The sequence below is a fragment of the Aminivibrio sp. genome, from assembly GCF_016756745.1.
Taxonomy (GTDB): Bacteria; Synergistota; Synergistia; order Synergistales; family Aminobacteriaceae; genus Aminivibrio.
Genome location: NZ_JAESIH010000045.1, coordinates 25,740 through 46,983 on the forward strand (window position 1 = coordinate 25,740; position 21,244 = coordinate 46,983).

Sequence of the window (21,244 nt, forward strand, 5' to 3'; positions counted from 1 at the left end):
CCGCACCCTTCACGGCAGCTCCACTTCCGTCCAAGGGGCCTCGCCGCCTGCCCGCCGGAAAAACCCTGCGGGGGTTCCGATCAGCGTTCCGCCGCCGGGAATCGGAAGGCAGGCCAGAACACGGGTGTTGGACAGGTTTGTCTCCCGAAGGGAAAAGCGCCCCGGAGACTCCCCGGGAACAAGCCGCACCACCCTCTCCCGGGCGACGGCGAGAAGCCCCTTCCCTTCGGCGGGGAAAATTTCCGTCAGATATTCGAAAGGCGACCAGCTGAAACCGTCAATCTTCGCCTCTTCCGTCTCCCCTTCAGGAAGGGAGACATTCCACAGCCCGGTCCTTGACACTCCCCAGAGCTTCCCGTCATTGTCGAAGGCCAGGGAGCTGATCCCGCGGATCACGTAAATATTCCTCCAGGTCAGGCCTCCGTCCAGGGAGACGGAAAACCCCCTGTCCGTACCGGCAGCCATGACCGTCCCGTCGGGTGACTGGAGGGAAAAAACATACTCCCCGTCCACATCCTCCACCTTCTGCCATTCATAGCCGTCCGGAGACCGGTACAGCCCCTCTCCCGCAGTTCCCGCGAGAAATCCTCCCGCCGACGTCCATGCCAGGGACGTGAAAGCCCTTTCGGCGGGAAGGGGTATTTCCGTCCAGGAAAGGCCTCCGTCCCGGGAAAGAAGGATGTTTCTGTCAGTCCCTGCGAACAGGTCCCCGCCGGGAACCGCTGCGAGAAAGACCGCCCCGCTTCCCGCGCTTCCCCGGCGGACCCAGCGGTTTCCTCCGTCAGAAGAGGCGAAAAGCCCTCCGGACCGGGTAAGGGCGAGAAGACGGCCGCCTTCACGGGCCAGTCCCACCACGGGATCGGAGGGAAGAAGCCCGGTGACCCCGAAACTCTCCCGGTCTGCCAGGAAGAGACTGCCCGCGGAGGTTCCCGCGAGGACACCCTTTTTGAAAGGAACGAGGACGGTGACAGACATCTCTTTTTCGTCCCCGACAGGAAAGGAGCTCCAGGTTCTTCCGTCGTCGGAGGAGACGAAAAGCCCCTGCTTGTGGGTCCCGGCCCAGAGCACGCCCTGTTCGTCAGCGGCAAGGGCCTGGACGGTACACAGGGGCGGAAGACCTTCTCCTCCTGGCTGCCACTCTCCCCCCTCCTCCTTCCGGAAGACTCCGCCTTCGAGGGTTCCGGTGAAGACCGTCCCGGTGACGGAACTGCGGGCGAGGACGAGTGGGAAGATGTTCGCCGGCCCAGGTTTATCAAGGCTCCAGGTCCTTCCTCCGTCACCGGAGAAGAGGATACCCCTCCCGAAAACGGCGGCCCGGAGATGGCCCTTTCCTTCGTCTTCAAGGTCCGCCACAAGGAAAGTACCATCCTCGCCCTCCGCCTTCGCCATCACGAAATTTTCCGCGGCCGTCCAGTGGATGCCCGAGTCCCAGAAAACAGCGACGCAGGTACCCCCTGAGGAGGGGAGAAATTGTTTGACCCTGCCGCCGCCCTTCATGGATCTCCAGGAATTTCCGCCGTCGGGGGACGTGAGAAGTTCGTCGTAGGCCGCGAGAAAGAGGGAGCCTTCAGAAGAAACTGCCAGGGAAAAGAAATGGGAAGAAGGAAGACTGCCGCCCAGGTTTTTCCAGCGCCTGCCTCCGTTGTCGGAAACAAAGAGACCTCCCTTTTCCGAGGTGAGAATGTAGAGTTTATCCCCAGGACCCCGAACCCCGTCGATGAACGGAGCCCACGACTGTTCGGCGGCCGCGGCGGGCGAAAGGAACAGGCCGGACAGGGCCAGGAGGGCCGGCAGTAAAAATGCGTTCCGGGATCTCTTCGGGGAAGGTCCATGACCGGTGCCTCCGCTTCGAAAAAGCTGTCCGCCGCGGATCATTCTCCCTTCACCTCCTCAAGGAAAACCAGGGGTGCCGCATCTTGTGGCGGAACAGCTTCATTTCCGGGAATGTACCGCCTCTTCCGCCCATCAGGGCGGCGAGAGGAAGGATGTTCTCAGGTACGCGCCGGACCGACGCTTTTGCCGTCAGCTTGTCCCATCCCATGAGGACAAAGGCGGGCACATTCATTCCGAGAAATGCGGTAAAAAATGCCGTCATTTTCAGCGGCGCTCCTTCCCGGGAACTGCGGCCACGGAGGCTACTCCCCTTCCTTCCGGTGGACCGATATGTACTTTACGATCTCGTCAGGGTTGGAAAAGCCCTTGATCTCGATCTCGTAACTGTCGGTTCCGGCAGTTGCGATCTTGATCGTCCCGAGATTGAAGATCCGCTCGAAAATGTTCTTCGTCAGCTCCGTGGTTTTGATGTCCTGAATGAAAATTTTCTCCATGGAGGTGAACAGGATGCCCTGGGTAAAGACAATATAATCAATATGAAGCTTGAGTTTCTTGCTCCTGCGCCGGATTTCCTGGATCCCCACGTTGGCCGCCGTCAGCAGGAGGCCCCACATGAGAAGCGTCCATTTTCCCACGTTCAGCCCGATCCCGGTGAGCATGTTCGGGAAAATGCTCACAAGGATAAAGGGCGCAAGAAACACCAGGGCCGGAACAACAAGAGGGCAAAGGAAACCCGCTATCGAGGGGGAAAGAATGTAATCAAACTCCACCGCGTCTCCGCCCTCCGATTTTGTCTCGCTCATGAACGTCTTCGCCATTTTTTTGCATCGACTCCTTCCTGAGAGATTGCTCCATTACTGCGAATCGAGTTTCCCTTTCCGGGAAAGGGGAACGTCATAGAACGCCGTCCCTTGCGAACATTCTACCATGAGCCCGGTCCTTTTTCCGAAAAAACAGAGCATTCCAGAAGGGAGCCTTTTCCAGGCAGACTGGATATGGAACCCAGCGAAAAAAGATATAGCATTGATCTGACAGTAATACAGGGGAGGTTGAAGACCATGACTGCAAAAAAGAGGTTTTCCCGGTTTGTTTCAGTGCTTCTTGCCGCGGCGGCACCGCTGTGTGCATCTCCTGCCCCTGCTGCGGAGACACTCAACGTGTACACTATCTGGTCCGAACGGTATGCGACGGAAATCTTCGATGCCTTTACGCGGGAGACGGGCGTGAAGGTGAATTTCCTCCGTTTTCCTTCCGGCGAGGTGCTGGCACGGCTTATAGCGGAGAAAAACAATCCGCAGGTGGATGTTTTTTTCGGCGGCATAGCCGATGCCTTCGTCGCGGGGAAAAAAGAGGGCATATTCGATCCCTACGTGCCCAGGGGAGCCGAGGAAATCCCTTCCAGGTTCCGTGATCCCGAAGGATTCTGGACAGGGGTTGCCGTCAATCCGCTGTGCTTCATGTTCAACGGAAACTTTTTGAAGAAGCATGGACTGCAGGCTCCGGCATCATGGGCGGAGCTCCTGAACCCCGTATTTAAAAACGGGCTCATCATGGCGGATGCCAGGACATCGGGAACGGCCGTCTCCCGCCTTTTCAGCCTCGTGCTGGCCATGGGCGAGGATGAAGCCTACGCATACCAGAAAAAACTGGATTCCAACGTGCAACAGTACACCAAGAGCGGGGCCGGCGGAGCGTTGCCCATCTCCAGGGAACAGGCCGCAGGCGGCATCTTCTTCCTTGTGGATGCCCTCGAAATGCAACAGATGGGCTACGACGTAGTCATCAGCTATCCTGCTGAAGGTGTCGTCTACGGTGTTGAAGCGATGGGGCTCATAAAGGGCGCAAAAAACCCCGGGCTCGGGAAAAAATTTCTCGACTGGGCTGCTGGCCCTGCAATGCAGCGTATCTACGAGGAAAAGAAAATACACCTCATTCCCACCCATCCGAAGGTGAAGCTCCGTAACCCGTCCCTCGACATGATCGGCGTGAAGCTGCTCGATCTTGACATCGAATGGTCAGGGGAACACAGGATGCGCCTGGTGGACCGCTGGGTGAACGAAATCGTTCGGTAACCCCCGGTCTCCACGCCGCACAGGACCGTGTCCGCTCTGAAAAAAGAAGGAGCCTGCGAATCTGCCAAGGCGTTTATTTAACGTGTTGGTAAAAATAAAAAGAAGCCACTGATTGCAGTTCATCAGTGGCTTCTTTTTCTTCCTGGATTCCCGCTCACTCATAACGAGTCTGGAGGTGAGACATCCAGCGCAGCATAGATTTGTTTCTGTTTCTCCAAAACTTCGCCGACCCACAGCATTGACTTTCTTCGGCTCCGTTCTGATCAGTCTGTCCGTCCTGACAAGATCCGGCCGCAGGTACAGGAACAGGGATGTTCCAGCCTCGCTCGCATGGCCGTGGGACATGATGCCGTCGGAGTCAAGTATCTTCTCTTCCGAACAGAGGGGCTGAATGAACCTCCACCAGTCAAACAGGCAGCAAAGAGCACCCTGCTCGATTTTGAGCTTCGCGGCTACTTGGCTGATAAGGGGCACATTCCCGACATGGGGATTCAAAAAGCAGAATCGTTTCATTCCGTGTTTCACGAGACTCATGCAGATATCCTCAAGATAGTCCCTGAAACTGTCCGGGCGGGCCGTCACAGCCCCCGGCCCCCAGGAGAAAAGAGAATCCCCCACAGGAACCGTTGGCCCTACCAGCCATCCCATCCTGTCGCCCAGGCGAAATGCCATTTCTTCGGCGATAATGGTGTCCGCCCCCACCGGAAGGTGAGGGCCCCAGATCTCGTACGCCCCGCTCGGGATGATAACGGCATCGTTTTTCCCCATGTACTCCTGAAAATCCAGTGTGTTCATTTCGAGCAGCTTCATCGTGATTCCTCCCTTTCACCGCAGCACGCAAACATTCACGGCGCACCGGAACTTTTTTACCGCCGGCTCCGTGTATTCCCGACCGTCTCCTGGTTTTCGCCCTTTACTCTTCAGGGGCAAGGCACACATGAAACCCCAGGAAGCACAGCCCATTCTACAGGGAAAAAGGTATAATGTTCTGCAAAACCAGGGTATTTTTTGCAGGAATTCCATAAAGAACGGGGGATTATGCATGCTGAAACTGAACAGGGAGGGACTCATGGATGCCGAAGCCTGGAAGAAGGCGGGCATTGCCCTTCCGGCCTTCGATATCGACGAAATGGTCCGGGAAACGGAAAAAACACCGGAATGGGTCCATTTCGGTGCAGGAAACATCTTCCGGGTGTTTCCCGCACTGATGCAGCAGAAACTGCTTGATGCCGGATGGGCGAAAACCGGCATCATCGCCGTAAAAACCTACGACTGGCAGACCATCGGAACCATGTACGCCCCCTTCGACAACCTGAGCCTGGCGGTCATCATGGAACCGGACGGAAGGCTGGACATGACGGTGGTGGCAAGCATCTGCGTCACCCTCGCGGGAGACCCCGCCTGCGAAAAGGACTGGGAACGCCTTCAGGAGATTTTCCGTGCGCCCTCCCTGCAAATGGTCAGCTTCACCATCACGGAAAAGGGCTACAGCCTGAGAACCTCTTCGGGAGAACTTTCTCCCGAAATCGCCGCGGACCTGGAAAAGGGGCCTGCATCGCCCGGGCATGTTATGTCGAAGACGGCGGCCCTCGCCTATGCCCGCTTCAGGGCCGGCGCATTTCCCCTTGCCTTCGTGAGCATGGACAACTGTGCCCGCAACGGGGACAAACTGAAAGAATCCCTGGGGGAAATTGCCCGCGGATGGGCCGAGAACGGCCTCGTGGAAGAGACGTTCGTGCGGTGGCTCACGGAATCGCCGAAGGTGTCCTTCCCCTGGACCATGATCGACAAGATCACCCCCCGTCCTTCGGATAGGGTACGAAACCGGCTCAACGCCCTGGGACTCGGAACCGGGGACACCCTCCACACCGAAAAGCATGCCTTCATCGCCCCCTTCGTGAACGCCGAGCGGTCCGAATACCTCGTGATCGAGGACAGCTTCCCGAACGGGAGGCCGCCCCTGGAGCGTGCGGGAGCCTACTTCACCGACAGACTCACTGTGGACAGGGTGGAGAGAATGAAGGTTGGGACATGCCTGAATCCCCTCCATACAGCCCTGGCGGTCTTCGGCTGCCTGCTGGGATACACCCTCATCGCCGACGAAATGAAGGATCCCGACCTGAAGCGGCTGGTGGAAAAAATCGGCTATGTCGAGGGAATTCCCGTGGCGGAAGATCCGGGCATCATCCATCCTCTCGACTTCCTCAGGGAGGTCATCGAGGAGCGGCTCCCCAACCCGAACATCCCCGACACCCCCCAGAGAATCGCCATGGACACGTCCCAGAAGGTGGGCATCCGGTTCGGCGGCACCATCAGGGCCTACAGGGACAGGGAAGGGCTGGACCCGGCAGACCTGACCTTCATTCCCCTGACCCTGGCCGCCTGGTGCCGGTATCTCATGGGGCTGAACGACCGGGGAGAAGAGATGGCCCTGAGCCCCGATCCTCTCCTGGAAACCCTCAGACCCCATCTCGCTGCGGTCCGCCTCGGAGAACCGTCATCAGCGAAGGGTGTTCTCCGCCCCATACTCTCCGACCGGGGGATCTTCACCGTGGACCTGTACGAGGTCGGACTCGGCGAGAAGATCGAAGGCTATTTCGCCGAGATGATCGCCGGACCGGGCGCTGTGAGGAACACTCTTCGCAAGTATCTCGGATAAGAACAGGGGGGAACCGGGCTGGTTCCCCCCTGTTCGTCCGCCCCTTCTCCCCGTTTCCCTTTCAGGAAGGGGTGTCTCTATGGCGGAGAGGACAAAACCCTTTTTCCCCACCGCCCTGAGGTTCCGCAGTTTCTCCAGGGGGCCGGGTCTCGCCCGGCGGAACATCGTACAGTGCGCTGACGATCCCCAGGACAACAGGGATCTGCCTGATTTTGTCAATGGTGACGGGGTCGCTTTCCCCTACCGTCGGGAAGACATTATCATGGTTCTATGACGTTTCTCACTTTCCTCTTGATTTTGCGCCGAAATCCCCTGAACTTCTACCTGCTGAACAGCAGGTTGGGAAGCCACGTGGACAGGGCGGGAATGTAAGAAACCAGAAGGAGCACGAAAATGCTCACCGCGAGGAAGGGCATGTTCGCCCTCGAAATCCTGCTGATGGAAATCTTGCCGATGCTCGAGGCCACGAAGAGGCACACCCCCACGGGAGGCGTGGTGAGGCCGATCATGAGGTTCAGCACGGCGATCATGGAAAAGTGGATCGGGTCGATCCCCACCTGGAGGGCCACCGCCAGCAGCGTCGGGAAGAGGGTGAGCAGCGCCGCGATGGTCTCCATGAAGGTCCCCACGAAGAGAAGCAGCAAATTGATCATCAGGATGATAAGGAACTTGTTCTTCGTTATCCCCAGGAGAAAATCCGCCACCATCTGGGGAATCTGTTCGCTGGTGAGGATCCACGCAAAAAGGTTGGCGAGCCCCACCAGCACGATGATGGACGCCGTGGTGATCGAGGCCTCGAGAATCAGCCCGGGAAGCTCCCGGAAAGAGAGGTCCCTGTAGACGAACATGCCGACCACCACCGCATAGAGACAGGCCACCATGGCCGCCTCGGTCGGGCTGAAAAAGCCGCCGACGATGCCGTAGAGGATGAGCACGGTGAGCATGAGAGCCCAGAAAGCGCCGAAAAACTCCCTGAGGAGCAAACGGCGGGGCACCTTTTCGCCCTTGGGGTAGTTTCTCTTTTTCGAGATGAAATAGGCCACGATCATGAGCCCGACGCCGAGAAGCAGTCCCGGGACGGCGCCGGCGATGAAGAGCCTCCCCACCGATAGGCCCGTCAGCGTTCCGGCGATGATCATCGGCATACTGGGAGGGATGATGGGCCCGATGGTGGACGACGCCGCCGTGACCGCGCAGGAGAAATCGGCGTCGTAGCCTTCCTTTTTCATGGCGGGGATAAGGATGGCGCCGAGGCTTGCCGTGTCCGCCACCGCCGTTCCCGAAATGCCGGCGAAGATCATGGAAGCCACGATATTGGCCTGGGCCAGCCCTCCCTGGATGTGCCCCACGAGGGCGTTGCAGAACCGGATGATCCTGTCGGAAATGCCGCCCCGGTTCATGAGGTTGCCCGCGAGGATGAAGCCGGGAATACACAGCAGGACAAAGACGTCGATGCCCGAATACATTTTCTGCGGTATCACTATGAGCGGGATGCCCATCGTCCACAGGTAGACCAGGGATGAAATCCCCAGGCAGAAGGCTATGGGAAGCCCCAGAAAAAGGAGCACCAGGAATACGATAAAGAGTGCGGCCACCATTTCAGTCCCCTCCCCCCGCTGCAAGGCGCACGTCCCGGACGACCGAGGCCAGGGAGTACAGGACCACCGTTCCCGACAGAATCGACATGGACGCGAAAATGTAGTGCATGGGAATCCGGAGAGACGCGGATGTCTGCATTCTGCCGATACCCAGGTTCTTCAGCGAATAATAGAACACTACGGCCATGAACCCCGCGACAAGAAGGTCGAGCAGGATCTGGAGCCACCTCTGCACAGGCTTCGGCAGCATGTTCGTGAACACGTCCACGTTGACGAAGGCTTTCTCCCGGATGGCGAGTCCCGATGCGAAACTCACCGTGTAGATGAAGAGGAAGCGTGACGCCTCTTCGGTCCAGTGAGGGGACTTCGGCAGAAAGAGCCGGGCGTACACCTGAAGGAGCACCACCCCCACCAGGCCGAGGAATGAAAGGATGGAGCCGAGCTCAAGCACGCGACCGAAGAGCGACCAAAGTTTTCTCATGTCTGCCTTTCCTCATCTCCCGCCAGGGATAACGGCCCCGGGACCGTTCAGGAAGAAGGCCCCGGGGCAGTCCCGGATATTACTGGATGGCAACGATCTTCTTGTACATCTCCTGAAGTTCAGGAGAAAGAAACTTCAGGACCGCCGGCTCGGCGATCTTCCTGAAGGCGTCCTTGTCAACCTCGACGAAGGTCATTCCCTTGTCCTTGAGGTCCTGAACCAGCTGGTCCTGCTCGGCCCTGAACAGCCCGCGCTCGTAGGCCTGAGCCTCCTTGCCCGCCTCGAGAATTGCCGTCTGGATGTCTTTGGGCATGCTCTGGAACCTGTCCTCGCCGATGACGAGGTAGATCCAGCCGCGGACGTGCTCGGTCTTGTTGACGAACTTCTGGACCTCGAAGAAGCTGGCGCTCTTGATCAGGTCATAGGGGTTCTCCTGCGCGTCGATGATGCCCTGCTGCAGGGAGGTGAACACCTCGGAGAAGGCCATGGGCGTGGGCTTGGCGCCGAGGGCTTCCCAGGTGGCCACGAAAAGAGGCACGTTGGGAACTCGGACCTTCAGTCCGTTCAGGTCCTCCGGCTTCCTGATCTCCCTGTTGGACGTGAGGTTCCTGGCTCCCCGTTCGAACCACGCCACGGGACGGAGACGGACCTTTTCGATGACTTCCTTCTCAATGGCCTGTCCCACTTCGCCCTCGACGATCTTCTCCATGTGGGCCGAGTCCCTGATCATGTAGGGAACCGCGATGAGGCCGCACAGGGGAGCCCAGTTCATCATGGACTCGCCGGTGATGAGCATGTCGACGATCCCGGACTGGATGTTGCCGATGACTTCCATTTCCTTGCCGAGCTGTTCGTTGGGGAACACCTGGACCTTGACCCTGCCGTCGGTCTTCTGCTCGACAAGTTCGGCGAACTTCAACGATCCCTTGTGCCAGGTGTGCTCCGTATTGGCAAGATGGCCGAGCTTGAGAGTGTATTCAGGCTTCTTCTCGGCAAAAGCGCCGGTCGCGAAAACAACAGAAACAAGAAGTGCCGCCGCAACAAGAAGTGCAATTCTTTTCATCTGATTTTTCTCCTTTCAGTAACCGATTCCTGCCTTCCCCCGCCGTATTGCCGGGGTACGTCCGAGCGCGGATGTTGAAGGATACGGAAGGCTTTCGTTCCTCACCTCCCCTGAGTGGTCCTGAAGTAGGAAAGATACTCTCTGCGGAGTTTCCCGAGATCGTAGTTCACTTGGTCAGGTGCTCGTTCACCGCTTCGCGGGCCTTCCAGTGATCCCTTTTCTCTATCACGTCAAGGAGAAAGGAGTGCGGGGAGAAAACCTTCTCCCCGCAGGTGGCGGAGAGGCTGAGCACCCGCACCCTGTCGAACTGGGAACTCATCTTCGCCGATGGGCTCCCGGATTCTCTCCTTGCCGCAGGCGGCGAACACGAGCCTGTTGAAATCCTCGTCCAGGGAGAAAAAACGAGTCGCGTCCCTGTCGCCGATGGCAAAGCGCCGGAGCTGGAGGTTTGCCTCAAGGGCTGCCGGATCTTCGGACGAGCGGACCTCGCAGGCAAGTTCCATGGTATGTGTTTCCAGGCACAACCTCATATCCCCCCCCTTCCTCCACCCTCTGCTCGTCCACCAGGGAAACGGTAGGTCCCCTTCTGGGGGTACACGTCCAGCAAGCCGTCCTGGACCAGTCGGATGAAGTTTTCCCTCACGGGAGTCCGGCTGCTGCCAAGCGGGGAAGCCACGTCATTCTCCGACACGGCGGAGCCTGGAGGAAGAACGAGGCTCACCAGGTCGTGAAGAATGGTGCGGAACGCCCAATCCCGTACCGTCTCGCCGTTTTCTTTCGGCAGAACCTCACGTGCGATCATGGGGCCTCGCTTCAAATACTAGGCTACAAGTCGTTGCTGCATAGAAAAACCTGCTTCCGGAAACGAGAAAACTATCTCCCCTGAAAAGGGAAAAGTCAACATCAGCCTCATTTTTCAAGAAGGGAGGATGCGGACAGGGGATCCTTCACCCCTTACCGCTCCCGAACCTCATTTATTCACGTTCTCCTCGAGCATTTTGTCGGAGAACATCACGTATCCCTTCACGGGTCCCCAGGTCCAGTCCGGGTTTTTCGGGCTGTAGGCTCCCAGGGTCAGCATGAAGACCCCGTCGCTCTTCTTCACTGCCGCCTGAACCGTCACCTGGCGGGTAGCAGTGAGCCGGAGCACCCTGTCCGCCCCCTCCTGGAAACGCCATTCCTCTTTCCAGGCCGGAGAGACGATGTTCACCCGGAGAACCTCAGCGCCGGGGTGCTCGGACCTGATTGCGGCGGCAACGGCCTCACGGATTGCCTCACCCTCGGATCCGCCGAATTTTTCCGACAGCAGGCGGGTTTTTTCCACCCGCTTCTCCCGGAGAAGGGTTCCCTCCTCCTCCAGCCGGGCAAAGCCCGTGCGGGTTTCGACAAGGTCGGGATCGTCCTTCGGAAGGAAGACGGCGGCCTGGTCGAGAGAATTCTGTATCCTCAGCAGAACGTCCCGTGAAAGGATATTGAAATCTTCGCCCCGCTCGGCCTTCGGGAGGTTTTCGGCAGTGAACGCCCTGCCCCATTCAAGCTGGGACTTCGCCTCGTCCAGGGCGGTTCTTCCGAGGCCTTCCAGGCTTGCCGAAAATTCACCGAGCCTCCGCTCAATTTCCTTCGCCGTTTCGGCGAGGAGCTCCAGGGGTTCCTTCACTCCAGCATTCCTGTACTCTTCCAGGGCCGCGGCAGCCTCACCGTGAATCCTGTGCCTCCGGGCAAGTTCCTCGGCACTGATGTCGAAGCCGGCATAGGAAACCATTTCCTTCTCGGGATCCAGGTAAGGAGCGTCATCCATTCTTGACTTCGAGGCGACGAAAGGCCGGAGTTTTTTCAGCCACTCCCCGCTCATCTTCTCCCGTTCCGCCCGGGCGGCCTCCTCCGCTCCCTTTGAAGCCGATGCAGCGCTTTCCAGGGCATTGAGCTCCTTCCAGGCCGCTTCCAGCCGTTCGACCTTCGGGGTTACGTCCGGATGGTCGCTGAAGTCCGGGTATTCGGCCAGCAGTTTTCCGAGATTTTCTTCCGCCGGGGCCAGGGCCTCCCGCACCCTTGCGGGCAGCCGTGCAGGGTCCTGCTTGTCCCGGTCAGGCCCAAGAATGGTTTCAGCCCGCTTCAGGGCCCTGTCAGCCTCCATCAGATACCGTCCTGCCGTCGCCGGAAGCCGCTTCGGAGCCGCTGCGGGCGAAGCGGGCTTTCCTGCCGGGGCGGCCTGGGACGAGCTTCCCCTCCGCTTTTCTATTTTTACCGCAAGCTGGTCGATCCGTTTCTCCAGGGATGTCACCTGGCTGTTTGACGGATCGGCCTCCTTCGCCGCCGTTATTGTTTCTTTCGCTTTGGTGACGGATTCCCAGGCGCTGTCCATTTTTCCTGACATGAAGTCCTTGTCCGCGCTTCTGAACAGGGCGTTCGCCTCGGATAGCAGGGCCTTGACGTCAGCACCGAAAGAAATCCCGGGCAAGACTGCCAGACTTGCGATAATGATGCAAAGAGCCGCAAAAAGTCTCATGAATCGTTCCTCCTTTCGCTGTTTCGTCCCTTTGTGATCAGGAAACACCCAGCCGCCGCAAGGGAAAGAGCCGCCGCTCCCGGCAGGGAGAGAAGCGCCCGGCCGAAACCCGCAAGCCAGGCCGAAAGGCCTGCTCCGGGAAGAAGCTTCCCGGCGAGAAAAACCAGGAAAAAATATTCGAAGACCATCCACGCCAGCAGGGCCGCTCCGGCGGCCAGGCAGGCCATGCCCGTCAGGCGTCTCATGGACATGTAGTGTAGGGATTGTCGCACTGCTTCTCCGGGTCCAGCCAGCCGATAAACTCATGGCCTTTCGGGTGCCTGTACCGGACGAGGGCCCACTCCCCTTCGCCTCCGAGAACCGTCACTTCCTCGTCGCCGAAGATGTCGCCCACGGCGGGAGCATTTCCGTCGGGCCGTGTTCTCAGTACGGCCACGGAGCCCGGCGCATAGTTGCGGAGACTCATTCCCACCAGTTCGCTGAAAACCCATCCCTTCGCTCCGTCGTGGAGAACCACCGAAAGCCATTTATCCCTGTGCCCCGTGACCTTCACCATGATGAGGGCGGGGTCATCGGGCTGGTGGGGCAGGACGGCGGTCACTTTTCCGTTCGGGGTCTCCCGCACGTTGGTTCCCTTGGGATCTGGGTCGATGATATACGCTCCGAAATCGCATGTTCCCTGGGAAGGGCGGTACAGGCTCCGGTCTCCGACAAAGGGTTCCTTTCCTCCTCCGGGTTTCTTTGCGCTCTCCCCGGACGGAGATTCCTGCAGGCCGCCGGATTTCAGGTCGTCGTAGAGCCCTTCGAGTTTCCTGAGCCGGGCGGTGTTCTTCAGCATCCGGGCGTGAAGGAGGAAGGCCTTGTCGGCGGTTTTCCCGTAGAACCAGGTCATGAAGGCGGCTTCCTTGTTCCGGAAGTCCTCCCAGGACTGCAGGGCCTCGGCGGCAATGACTTCGCCGTTGGAGCCGAAGGCCTGGCCGAGTTTTTTATGGTCGTTCTTGACCTTCATGGCAGCAGCCAGCTGCTCCTCAGTCTGCCCCTTCGGATACTCCCCGGGGAAGAAGGGTTTTCCGGCCCTGAGCTCTTCTATGTAGGCGACCAGCTCCAAGGCCCTCCCCCTCACCACGTCCATCTCGGCGATGGCGTTGGCTACAAGCCACATGGTCCCCCCGTCGAGGTTGTTGTAAATTGTGAGATAAACCCCGCCAAGGAGCTTGTACTCACTCTCTCTCCAGGGGATCCACGCTCTCTGGGCAGTCCGGAGAAGTGACTGTCCTTCCTTCGGCAGAAGTTTCATGAGTTCGTTATAGGCCCGGTTGAGTTCGCCGTCCCATTTTTTCTTCCCCATATTCGCGCACTGAATGGTCCCCTGGGTGCTGGGATCGTCGTTCATGCACTTATCGATCTCCCCGTCCAGCGGATGGACCACTCCCCAGGCCGCGCCGCAGAAGCAGAGCACCAGAAGGACGCATAGGGCCCCCGTTCTCATCGCATTTTCCTCCCCTGTCATTCGTAGACGACCCTGCGGTAGTGGAGACCGGTCACCCTGCCCCCACCCTCCGCCGGGTCCCTGTCGAACCGGATTTCGATTTCATCCCGTTCGTGGATGTAAAAATAACGCACCGGGGACTCCTTTTCCGAGGGTGCCCCAAGCTGGGAGAGAGCCTCGCCGGCATCCATGCCCATGACGATGTCTCCGAAGCCCATGAAGCCCGCGGGGATATCCACCGACTGGAGGGCGCCGTTCCAGTATGCGGCGTTGTGGCCGTGGAAGAAAAGGTCCACGATATGAACCGTGGTATTGAAATCGGGAAGCTTCACCTTTCGTTCCTCCCGCTTCATTGGTTCGCCGTACATTTTCACCGCCAGTGCAGGGGAGATGCCGAAATCATCCCGGATTTTCATGGCGTAGCGCCGGACCGTGCTGTCCGTCTCCTCGACGAAAAGAAACTTGCCGTAGATCCACCCTTCGCCGAGCTGGTGGGAGACCACCCGGTACCACGGAAACGCCTCACCCGTTTCCTCTTTTCCGGTCACCACGAGTTCCCCTGTTTCGTAGTCGTGGCCGAACTGCCCCACGACCTTCGCCGAGGTGGAGGGGCCGCTCCGCAGGTTGACCCTCGATCCGGTGACGAAACCCGCCTTCGGCCATTCGTAATTTTCAGCCGCGGCGGCGGCGAAGAGGGGAACAGCCGTGAGAACCACAAGGATTGCCGCGGCGAGCCGGGCCCTTCGTTTCATAATTCCGTCCTCCTTTCGGCCGGGATGTTCCCGGCGACATTTCTTCCGTTTCTATTTCCTCGGCGGGCGGACTTCCACCTTGACAGTGCTTCCGTCGGCGATGAACCAGAAGCCGTTGATCTCTTTCATGTAAATCACCCGGGGATAGTCCGCACCGCCGCTCCTGAGGTAGAGCTGAAGCCCCTTCGGGTGACCCTCCACGGCCCGTTCGATCACCAGTTCGTAATTGTCCGGGTCCATGGCGTACCCGTTCTCGGGCACGGCCCCCCTGGCGTAGCTCCTGAAGATATGGGCGGTCTTCGGGCTTTTCATCCTGTCAGCGAAGAGTTTCATGATGGCCCGTCCGTCCCAGTCGGGCCGTTCGTCCATGGCGAGGGCGAGCATTTTCCGCCCCTCCGCCCGGGTGGACCTGTCCATGTAGGCGAAGATGCCGTCGAAAAAGAGCTTCGCCGCCGCTTCGGGAGTTGTCCCCTCCTGCCGGTAGCGCATCTCGAACTCGAGGGCCGTCCTGGGAAGAGCCCCTTCGCACTGCACTGCCCAGGCCGCGGACAGCAAAAGGACCATCAGGCAGCAGACCCTGCAATGATTTCTTTTCATTATCAGATTCCTCCCTTTCGTCATCACCGGCGGGCAGCTACCATCCCCGGCCGCCTCCGCCTCCGCCTCCGCCGCCCGATGAGCCACTTCCGCCGCTGCCGGACGACCGTGTCCCCGAGGAAACGGCACCGGAGAATCCTGACGTGAACGCCGCCACACCGGCGACAGTGGTAAAGGTATTAAGGTCGCCCCTATACCACGAGGGCGTGTAATTGGCCGCGGCGAGCACGTTTTGAAAGCGGTTCGCCCATGTTTCCGCGGCGTCCAGGGCAAAGGCGTATGGAAGGAGGGTCTCGAAGAGCTGGGGCGTTTCCTCCGGCGGGGCCGGCATTTCGAGGCGGTGTTTCTCCGCCGTCGTGATGAACATCCGCAGGCCCTCGATGCTTTCGTTGAGCCTGGCCCCTTCTTCCGTCCTGACCCTCATAAGGGGCTTGAACACCAGCAGCACTCCCACGCATAGGAAGGGCCCCGGAAGAGACAGGAGATCCACGTCCAGGCCGCTTGACGCTCCGGCAAGACCGGCACCGGCCACGACAAACAGAAAAATGCCGGGGAAAAAGACCCGGACGAAAAATTTGGCGATGAAGCTCCCCTTGCCCGAAGGAAGAGGAAGGGCGAGGGGAAGAAGGAGGAAGGGACCGGAAAGGAGTGCAAGAATGGGCTCGAACCGGGGTTCTCCGGAAAGAATCATGAGGATCAGCATGAGCACGGCGTAGAGTTCGAAAAGAACCACGCCGGCGATCCATTTCCCCAGGTTTGTCTTCAGCAGCGGCCTGCCCCGTTCGCGGAAACCGAGGCCGAGACGGCGGAAGGCGTCCTGGATGGCCGGCCTGTCGGCGCTCGAAAGATGAATTTCCGTGCGGGTGGAGCCGAAGAGGTCATCGGCGAGCCTTCGTTCGTCTTCCGTCAGTCGTGCTCCGGCAAGCTTCTCCCGGTTCAGCTTCAGCCGGTAGGACGTCCCCGCAAGCTTTACGAGGAGCTTCAGGGCCGTGCCTGCCCCCGAGGGCAGCGTCCCGGCCCGTTTCGCCGCTTCCCCGGCGAGGGTGGTTTCCTCTATCGCCAGGATTCCCCTGACGGCCATGCCGAGGATCATGGCGGCAAAAGACTTGTCGTCGGTCATCATGGTGCGGACATACCGGGCAAAGCCCGCCTCCACTCCGGCAGGAGGGGAAAAGAGAGGAATGACGGGTCTGGGTGCGGGATCCTTTCCCCACCGGATCCAGAAAAGGAGCATGACTGCCAGGAGAACGACCGGCATGGCAAGATGGACCGCCCGGTAGGGGGAACGGCCCCATCGTTCAAGTATGGGTGCAGGCTCGGAAGGCTGGACGATGATTCCCTTGGGCCAGGAATAGACGACGGTGAGCCCCTCTCCTGGTGCAAAGGGGACAGCGGATTCCACGGTCCCGTCGGGAAACGGCCGGGCATCCTGCCCCTTCTCCCCGGTCCTTCCGGTGTAGAATTCCACGGCCGAAAACCCCTCGCCGAATTCCCTTCCGGGCAGTTTCAGCCGAAAGGACGCCTTTTCAATGACAAAGGACCAGTCGTTCCCTGTGGCATTCCAGTAGAGTTCGTCATGCCCCTCGAAAAATCCGAGCTGCCCGGCGGTCGTATACGTAATGGTGAAGACGTGCTCGCCGAAGGGCAGCAGAACGTCGGGATCGCCGAGGCGGAACTCCATCCGTTCGCCTGCGCGGCTCACCTGGGCCTGGGTCGGTTTTCCGTCGAGAAGTGCGGAGACGAGGTCCAGGGGAGCCCGCCGCACCCTTCCTTCGCTGTCGGTGAAATCGGTGAGAATGGACCGGATGATTCCTCTCCGGATATCCTTCCCCTCCGCCACAACGGCGATGCGCTCCGTGACGGTCAGCGAAGCGTCAGTGCCGATCTCCGCTTCCACGTCGAAACGCACTATGCGCTCCTGGGCCGAAAGGGGGGATGCCCCCCACAGGAGTATCCAGGCAAAACATACTGAAAACAGCAGTGAACCAGTCTTTTTCACAGCCATCTCACCCCCTTGGGCTCTTTTTCGTAAGAGGGCTCCGGAGGCGTACGCCTCCGGAGCCCTCACGTCAGCCCCTTTCCGTCACGGTTTTTTCTGCTCCTCCGCTCCCATGGCACTCCATTTCGCGGCCATGGCGGAGATGGCATCGATGTCTTCCTGTTTCGCCGCTTCAGTCACAATGGTGAAGTCCGCCCGTTCCATGTCGGAGGCGAGGATGTCCAGCGAACGGAATTCCTGGGCTCCTTTCAGGCCTTCGAGGATGTAGGGGATCCCCTCGACCATGTCCGATTCCTGGGAGATGAAGGCCGCCCAGGGGCCGTCCGGGTTGAGAAGGGAGAGAATAATGTCCCGGAGCACTTTCGCGTCGAAATGAAGGAACCCCTGGAGCTTGTCGTCACCGTACAGGGCCTTCATGCGGTCGGAAAGCTCTGGGGCGGCATCGAAAGTCTCGGGGCTGAGGAAACCCGCCAGGAGAATGCCGTCTTTGATGCCCATGACGAAATCCACGGGGTCTTTCAGTGCATAGAAAGCGGTCCATCCTGCCTTCGTCACGGGCTCGAAGGGCATGCCGCTTTCCCGTGCCGCCATTTCCATCAGAGGCAGCAGCAGGTGGACTTCCTTCGTTTCACCTGAAAGGTAGAAGTATCCCCCGGGAAGAGGGCTGCCGAAAAGCTTCGTCCGGCCGCCGAAAACCATGCCCACGGTCTTGAGGATCTTCAGGATGGCATCCTCGTCAAGGCCGAACTGCTGAGCCGCGTCCAGGAACTGGACAGCCTGAGCCGCATAGGCGTCTCCGCCGGCGGCGGCTTCCCGAAGAATCTGGAAGTGCTTTTTCTCGATGAAGGGCCTGCCCACAAGGGTAAACCAGGGCTTTCCGCCGCCGAGCAGGATGCGGTCGTCCTTCGTCAGAGGCTGGGACGGCGTGTCGGCCGCGAGGGAAAACACCTTCGCGAAATTGGTGAACACGGAAAAATCGAATCCCTTGTCTGAAGCGTTGATGCCCAGCTCGGCCAGGAGGTTCCCCACGGGGTCCTTCAGGACCCCGCCCGATTCGGCCTGGAGCTCGGAGGCTACCATGCCGTTGTCGTGGAAAAAGAAGAAGCTTCCCTGGGGAAGTCTCCTGTCGAGCTTCATCCGCTTGCCGCCGTCGTTCAGTGCTTCCCTGACGGCCGCAATGTCCTCGGGTGTGAACCCCACAAGGATCATGTCCTGTTCAACCGAGGCGAGAACGAGGGCCATGCCGCCGCTGATCACGGCGTAGGTGGAACCTTCAAAGGGGGCGAGGATCAGCTCTCCGGGGACGGGGCTGTTGATGAGGGCGTCAACGTCCCCTTCCTCTCCCTTGCCTTCGGCCATCCGGGCGAGAATGTCCTTCTTTGCGTCGGTGAAACGGATCGCCCCCTGCAGGGAGAATCCCTTCTCGCCGTAACCCACCGCCACGGAAGCGGAGGTGACGGGGAACTGACGGAGCCACTCCTCCGCCATCTTGATTTCCGGGTCGAGTGCCGTGACTACCTTGAACAGGTAAGAATCCACCAGACGCTGGACGAATTCATTGGGCTTCTCGAGGTTGACCACTCCGTACATGGCCGAGTCCGGCCACTGGGGCAGAGCGTCGAGGGTGCCCGTCCAACCCGGCGCCGCAATGAACGCCACCAGGACCAGGGAAAGGAATAGAACGGAAAACCTTTTTTTCATGGAAATCTCCTCCTTGGGAGCCCGGAAGACCGTCTGCGGTTCTTCCGGTTCTTTTTCCCCGGACAATCCGGGGTGGCATTACATTACTCCACCATTGAGCCGCTGTCACGCCAATCCTATTTTTGCCGGTATGTCACCTCTTCCGGTGACGCTGAGCTTCCTGTAGATCTGGCGGATATGGGTCTTGAGCGTATTGTTCGTAATCTCGCAGTTCTCAAGGATTTCCTCTCTCTTGAGCCCCTCCAGAAGAAGCAGCGTGATCTCCGTCTCCTTTTTCGTCAGGCTGAAGGGAGCGAGCTGCAGCCTGATCCGCAGTTCCTCCTTCGAAGGGCCTTTCCTTCTCGCGCTTCCCCCGGTGCTCCCCTTCTCCGGATTTGCGGGAAAACGCACTGCCATGACTATCATTCCCCCTCACGAAACAGGCAGCCGGGGGAAGAGAGACCCTCTCCCCCCTTCCGGCCTATTTCTGGATGATCGCAATCTTTCCGTAGGGTGCGATCTGCTCGTCAGGGAACTGCCCCTCCTTCGCGTAGATATATTGAAGCTTCGGAAGATCCTTGAAAATGGAGAAATCGGACACACCCTCCGTTTTCTGGAGATCGAGCCTCTGGAGCCTGGGCAGCGCCGTGATCGCTTCGGGGTTGAGCACCTTGCATCCCTCCACGTCCAGGGCGGTCAGCTTCTTATGGCCGGCGAAGACGGCAAGGTCCACGGGACCGGTAATGGACTCCAGGACAACCTCGGTGAGATCCGGGCATTTCGCCAGGGGCGACACGTCGATGATGTCCTCCCGGAGCATCTTCACTATCTTGAGCTTCGGCATGAACTCCACGTACTCCAGGGTTTCCAGCTTGGAGAGGCCGCCGTGCAGCTCCTCGAGCTTCGTGAGTTTCTTCAGGGGCGAATAGTCCTCGAACTTCGTGGCGTAAACCCAGATGTAGCGAAGTTCAGTGAGGTTTTCCACGGGGGACATATCCTTGGCGGGAATTGCGTACAGACTCAGTCTCTTCAGCTTCGTCAGCCCGCCTATGGGCGACAGGTCGTCAGCCTTGATCATGTAGAGGCTAAGGTCTTCGATTTCGGTGAGCTCCGCCAGAACAGAGATATCCGTCACGGGCGCCGAATAGAGGTGAAGTCTCTTCAGCTTCGCCTTCCCCTTCAGGGGAGAAATGTCTTCGATAGTCTTGGGCTGCATGAAGAAGACCAGGGACTCCAGGTCGTTCATGCCGGCCAGGAAATCGAGATCGGGATACTCCACCTGCCGGATTTCCAGCTCCTTCAGCTTCACAAGGGCCCCGAGGGGGGCAAGGGTCTTGATCCCCTTGAGGCTGTCAAGTTTCAGGTACGTCAGGCCGGAGAGAACCGACAGGGGGGAAAGATCGGTCACCTGGTCTGTTCGCTCCATAAGGAGTCCTGTCAGGACATCAGCGAGGGAGGCGACTTTTTTCAGGTCGTCGTCGGTGACAGCTCCCCCGAGGCGGAGAGGCTTGCCCTTCTTGATGTCGGGGTCGTCCCGGACCATCTGAAGGAATTCGACGGTCACCCCGTCGGTGATCTTCGGGCCGAAGGTGGAGCTTTTCACATACTTCGGATCCGCCCCGAACGCAGCCGCGGAAACCGCGAGAACAAACAGTAGTGCCAAAAGTGCCGGTAACAGTCTTCCCTTCATTTTTTCGTTCCTCCTTCTTTCGCTATTTCACGAACAGGGCTATGGCCAGGCCGATCACCACAAGAACGATGCCGATGTAAAACTGGGTCTTGGCCTTGCCTTCCACACCCGCAGTCACTTCTTCCTCCGACTTCACCGAGACGATGAAGGGCTTTCCTTTTTCCGACGGCTTGCCGATGCGCAGGTTTCCCGCCGACTGCCTGGCCTCCCCCGCCACGTACAGATGGTGACCCAGGGGGATGATTTTTTCCCTGTACTTGAAGCCGAGAGTCCGGACTCCGGAGGGGGACGAGAACTGGACCCCGAAGAAGGTGTAGGTTTTGTTGCTTTCATAGGGTTCAAACCTGTCGGCGCCGTCCTTGAGGTGGAGGGTGGCCCCGTCCAGGTCTATGCCCACTCTCACGCCGCCGTCGGTGACATAGAGAGGAGAGGGGCTCTTCTGGGACGAGACAGTCTCCGATCCCCTCGTCCTGTTTGTCCTCACCTTGCCGTCCTTGTCGGTGGTCGTTTCCTGCTTCTCGAATTCCCTCAGGACGGTAGCCTCGTAGTACGCACAGGGCTGGCCGCTGTAGGGAGCGATGAGCTCTCCGTCAGTGGCGGCGGCTCCGTTGGTCTCGATGAAATCCTGGAAACCGTCCCCCATGCCCTCGTCGCACAGGGACTTCCACGTTCCGTGAAGTTCCTGCAGCGGGGTGGCTTTCATGAACTTAAGTTCCGTGAGCACACCCTCGGTTTTTTTCTTCTGGACGAAGGCGAGATAGGCCCCTCCCGCCGCCAGCAGCCCTCCGGCCGCAAGTGCAAACATGTTCATTCAGTCCCCTCCTT

22 protein-coding genes are annotated in these 21,244 nt (G+C 59.3%); 3 read left to right on the top strand and 19 right to left on the bottom strand.

Annotated features, from left to right (window positions below):
- Window positions 1-9: 9 nt before the first annotated feature.
- From JMJ95_RS06630 to JMJ95_RS06640, 3 genes are read right to left on the bottom strand one after another with little or no spacing between them, the layout of a single operon-like run.
- Window positions 10-1,875 carry a hypothetical protein gene (locus JMJ95_RS06630; RefSeq protein ID WP_290683839.1) on the bottom strand — a complete coding sequence of 622 codons (1,866 nt, stop codon included), beginning with the start codon at window positions 1,873-1,875 and terminating at the stop codon, window positions 10-12.
- Between the two features lie 7 nt (window positions 1,876-1,882).
- A complete protein-coding gene (locus JMJ95_RS06635) occupies window positions 1,883-2,095 on the bottom strand; it encodes a DUF1294 domain-containing protein (protein ID WP_290683841.1) in 213 nt (70 codons plus the stop codon).
- A 40-nt stretch (window positions 2,096-2,135) separates the two neighbouring features.
- Complete coding sequence (locus JMJ95_RS06640) at window positions 2,136-2,651, bottom strand: PH domain-containing protein (protein ID WP_290683843.1); 516 nt, start codon at window positions 2,649-2,651, stop codon at window positions 2,136-2,138.
- A 240-nt stretch (window positions 2,652-2,891) separates the two neighbouring features.
- Here JMJ95_RS06640 and JMJ95_RS06645 point away from each other — a divergent pair, with 240 nt between their 5' ends.
- Window positions 2,892-3,905, top strand: a complete 1,014-nt coding sequence (locus JMJ95_RS06645) for an ABC transporter substrate-binding protein (RefSeq protein WP_290683845.1) — start codon at window positions 2,892-2,894, stop codon at window positions 3,903-3,905.
- On the opposite strand, the gene JMJ95_RS06650 is transcribed toward JMJ95_RS06645, so the two are convergent.
- Window positions 3,849-4,715 carry a creatininase family protein gene (locus tag JMJ95_RS06650; protein ID WP_290683847.1) on the bottom strand — a complete coding sequence of 289 codons (867 nt, stop codon included), beginning with the start codon at window positions 4,713-4,715 and terminating at the stop codon, window positions 3,849-3,851. The genes JMJ95_RS06645 and JMJ95_RS06650 overlap by 57 nt on opposite strands.
- A 232-nt stretch (window positions 4,716-4,947) precedes the next feature.
- On the opposite strand from JMJ95_RS06650, the gene JMJ95_RS06655 reads away from it, so the two are divergent.
- Both JMJ95_RS06655 and JMJ95_RS06660 read left to right on the top strand, forming a co-directional pair.
- Window positions 4,948-6,564 carry a mannitol dehydrogenase family protein gene (locus JMJ95_RS06655; RefSeq protein ID WP_290683849.1) on the top strand — a complete coding sequence of 539 codons (1,617 nt, stop codon included), beginning with the start codon at window positions 4,948-4,950 and terminating at the stop codon, window positions 6,562-6,564.
- 79 nt (window positions 6,565-6,643) lie between these two features.
- Complete coding sequence (locus tag JMJ95_RS06660; protein ID WP_290683851.1) at window positions 6,644-6,838, top strand: hypothetical protein; 195 nt, start codon at window positions 6,644-6,646, stop codon at window positions 6,836-6,838.
- Between the two features lie 46 nt (window positions 6,839-6,884).
- On the opposite strand, the gene JMJ95_RS06665 is transcribed toward JMJ95_RS06660, so the two are convergent.
- From JMJ95_RS06665 to JMJ95_RS06735, 15 genes are all read right to left on the bottom strand, one after another.
- Complete coding sequence (locus JMJ95_RS06665; RefSeq protein WP_290683853.1) at window positions 6,885-8,162, bottom strand: TRAP transporter large permease; 1,278 nt, start codon at window positions 8,160-8,162, stop codon at window positions 6,885-6,887.
- Between the two features lies 1 nt (window position 8,163).
- On the bottom strand, window positions 8,164-8,643 hold the full coding sequence (locus tag JMJ95_RS06670) for a TRAP transporter small permease (RefSeq protein ID WP_290683855.1): 480 nt from the start codon (window positions 8,641-8,643) through the stop codon (window positions 8,164-8,166).
- A gap of 79 nt (window positions 8,644-8,722) precedes the next feature.
- Complete coding sequence (locus JMJ95_RS06675) at window positions 8,723-9,706, bottom strand: TRAP transporter substrate-binding protein (RefSeq protein WP_290683857.1); 984 nt, start codon at window positions 9,704-9,706, stop codon at window positions 8,723-8,725.
- Between the two features lie 230 nt (window positions 9,707-9,936).
- A complete protein-coding gene (locus JMJ95_RS06680; RefSeq protein ID WP_290683859.1) occupies window positions 9,937-10,236 on the bottom strand; it encodes an FCD domain-containing protein in 300 nt (99 codons plus the stop codon).
- Window positions 10,233-10,508, bottom strand: a complete 276-nt coding sequence (locus JMJ95_RS06685; RefSeq protein WP_290683861.1) for a GntR family transcriptional regulator — start codon at window positions 10,506-10,508, stop codon at window positions 10,233-10,235. Before JMJ95_RS06685 ends, JMJ95_RS06680 begins: the two co-directional genes overlap by 4 nt.
- Before the next feature lie 168 nt (window positions 10,509-10,676).
- Window positions 10,677-12,212 (bottom strand): hypothetical protein, encoded by a 1,536-nt coding sequence (locus JMJ95_RS06690; RefSeq protein ID WP_290683863.1) that lies wholly within the window; start codon window positions 12,210-12,212, stop codon window positions 10,677-10,679.
- Window positions 12,209-12,484: a hypothetical protein gene (locus tag JMJ95_RS06695; protein WP_290683865.1), complete on the bottom strand. Its 276-nt coding sequence runs from the start codon at window positions 12,482-12,484 to the stop codon at window positions 12,209-12,211. The genes JMJ95_RS06690 and JMJ95_RS06695 overlap by 4 nt, the downstream gene beginning before the upstream one ends.
- On the bottom strand, window positions 12,454-13,701 hold the full coding sequence (locus JMJ95_RS06700) for a lysozyme inhibitor LprI family protein (RefSeq protein WP_290683867.1): 1,248 nt from the start codon (window positions 13,699-13,701) through the stop codon (window positions 12,454-12,456). The genes JMJ95_RS06695 and JMJ95_RS06700 overlap by 31 nt, the downstream gene beginning before the upstream one ends.
- A 17-nt stretch (window positions 13,702-13,718) precedes the next feature.
- Complete coding sequence (locus JMJ95_RS06705; protein ID WP_290683868.1) at window positions 13,719-14,453, bottom strand: SH3 domain-containing protein; 735 nt, start codon at window positions 14,451-14,453, stop codon at window positions 13,719-13,721.
- A 51-nt stretch (window positions 14,454-14,504) separates the two neighbouring features.
- Window positions 14,505-15,050 carry a hypothetical protein gene (locus tag JMJ95_RS06710; protein WP_290683870.1) on the bottom strand — a complete coding sequence of 182 codons (546 nt, stop codon included), beginning with the start codon at window positions 15,048-15,050 and terminating at the stop codon, window positions 14,505-14,507.
- Window positions 15,051-15,087: 37 nt separating this feature from the next.
- Window positions 15,088-17,055: a DUF2207 domain-containing protein gene (locus JMJ95_RS06715; RefSeq protein ID WP_290683872.1), complete on the bottom strand. Its 1,968-nt coding sequence runs from the start codon at window positions 17,053-17,055 to the stop codon at window positions 15,088-15,090.
- Window positions 17,056-17,133: 78 nt separating this feature from the next.
- Window positions 17,134-18,750 (bottom strand): hypothetical protein, encoded by a 1,617-nt coding sequence (locus JMJ95_RS06720; protein WP_290683874.1) that lies wholly within the window; start codon window positions 18,748-18,750, stop codon window positions 17,134-17,136.
- A gap of 105 nt (window positions 18,751-18,855) precedes the next feature.
- Window positions 18,856-19,146, bottom strand: coding sequence for a helix-turn-helix transcriptional regulator (locus JMJ95_RS06725; protein ID WP_290683876.1), 291 nt, complete (start codon window positions 19,144-19,146; stop codon window positions 18,856-18,858).
- Window positions 19,147-19,210: 64 nt separating this feature from the next.
- Window positions 19,211-20,419, bottom strand: coding sequence for a hypothetical protein (locus JMJ95_RS06730; RefSeq protein ID WP_290683878.1), 1,209 nt, complete (start codon window positions 20,417-20,419; stop codon window positions 19,211-19,213).
- Between the two features lie 22 nt (window positions 20,420-20,441).
- Window positions 20,442-21,230, bottom strand: a complete 789-nt coding sequence (locus JMJ95_RS06735) for an E3 ubiquitin ligase family protein (protein WP_290683880.1) — start codon at window positions 21,228-21,230, stop codon at window positions 20,442-20,444.
- Between the last annotated feature and the right edge of the window lie 14 nt (window positions 21,231-21,244).

What these genes read in the sequence shown, in the direction of transcription:
- JMJ95_RS06725 (WP_290683876.1), bottom strand. Translation starts at nt 19,146, where the DNA reads ATGGCAGTGCGTTTTCCCGCAAATCCGGAGAAGGGGAGCACCGGGGGA.
- JMJ95_RS06630 (WP_290683839.1), bottom strand. Translation starts at nt 1,875, where the DNA reads ATGATCCGCGGCGGACAGCTTTTTCGAAGCGGAGGCACCGGTCATGGA.
- JMJ95_RS06730 (WP_290683878.1), bottom strand. Translation starts at nt 20,419, where the DNA reads ATGAAGGGAAGACTGTTACCGGCACTTTTGGCACTACTGTTTGTTCTC.
- JMJ95_RS06660 (WP_290683851.1), top strand. Translation starts at nt 6,644, where the DNA reads ATGGCGGAGAGGACAAAACCCTTTTTCCCCACCGCCCTGAGGTTCCGC.
- JMJ95_RS06685 (WP_290683861.1), bottom strand. Translation starts at nt 10,508, where the DNA reads ATGATCGCACGTGAGGTTCTGCCGAAAGAAAACGGCGAGACGGTACGG.
- JMJ95_RS06705 (WP_290683868.1), bottom strand. Translation starts at nt 14,453, where the DNA reads ATGAAACGAAGGGCCCGGCTCGCCGCGGCAATCCTTGTGGTTCTCACG.
- JMJ95_RS06720 (WP_290683874.1), bottom strand. Translation starts at nt 18,750, where the DNA reads ATGAAAAAAAGGTTTTCCGTTCTATTCCTTTCCCTGGTCCTGGTGGCG.
- JMJ95_RS06655 (WP_290683849.1), top strand. Translation starts at nt 4,948, where the DNA reads ATGCTGAAACTGAACAGGGAGGGACTCATGGATGCCGAAGCCTGGAAG.
- JMJ95_RS06680 (WP_290683859.1), bottom strand. Translation starts at nt 10,236, where the DNA reads ATGAGGTTGTGCCTGGAAACACATACCATGGAACTTGCCTGCGAGGTC.
- JMJ95_RS06640 (WP_290683843.1), bottom strand. Translation starts at nt 2,651, where the DNA reads ATGGCGAAGACGTTCATGAGCGAGACAAAATCGGAGGGCGGAGACGCG.
- JMJ95_RS06675 (WP_290683857.1), bottom strand. Translation starts at nt 9,706, where the DNA reads ATGAAAAGAATTGCACTTCTTGTTGCGGCGGCACTTCTTGTTTCTGTT.
- JMJ95_RS06710 (WP_290683870.1), bottom strand. Translation starts at nt 15,050, where the DNA reads ATGAAAAGAAATCATTGCAGGGTCTGCTGCCTGATGGTCCTTTTGCTG.
- JMJ95_RS06700 (WP_290683867.1), bottom strand. Translation starts at nt 13,701, where the DNA reads ATGAGAACGGGGGCCCTATGCGTCCTTCTGGTGCTCTGCTTCTGCGGC.
- JMJ95_RS06735 (WP_290683880.1), bottom strand. Translation starts at nt 21,230, where the DNA reads ATGAACATGTTTGCACTTGCGGCCGGAGGGCTGCTGGCGGCGGGAGGG.
- JMJ95_RS06665 (WP_290683853.1), bottom strand. Translation starts at nt 8,162, where the DNA reads ATGGTGGCCGCACTCTTTATCGTATTCCTGGTGCTCCTTTTTCTGGGG.
- JMJ95_RS06635 (WP_290683841.1), bottom strand. Translation starts at nt 2,095, where the DNA reads ATGACGGCATTTTTTACCGCATTTCTCGGAATGAATGTGCCCGCCTTT.
- JMJ95_RS06670 (WP_290683855.1), bottom strand. Translation starts at nt 8,643, where the DNA reads ATGAGAAAACTTTGGTCGCTCTTCGGTCGCGTGCTTGAGCTCGGCTCC.
- JMJ95_RS06650 (WP_290683847.1), bottom strand. Translation starts at nt 4,715, where the DNA reads ATGAAGCTGCTCGAAATGAACACACTGGATTTTCAGGAGTACATGGGG.
- JMJ95_RS06645 (WP_290683845.1), top strand. Translation starts at nt 2,892, where the DNA reads ATGACTGCAAAAAAGAGGTTTTCCCGGTTTGTTTCAGTGCTTCTTGCC.
- JMJ95_RS06715 (WP_290683872.1), bottom strand. Translation starts at nt 17,055, where the DNA reads ATGGCTGTGAAAAAGACTGGTTCACTGCTGTTTTCAGTATGTTTTGCC.
- JMJ95_RS06690 (WP_290683863.1), bottom strand. Translation starts at nt 12,212, where the DNA reads ATGAGACTTTTTGCGGCTCTTTGCATCATTATCGCAAGTCTGGCAGTC.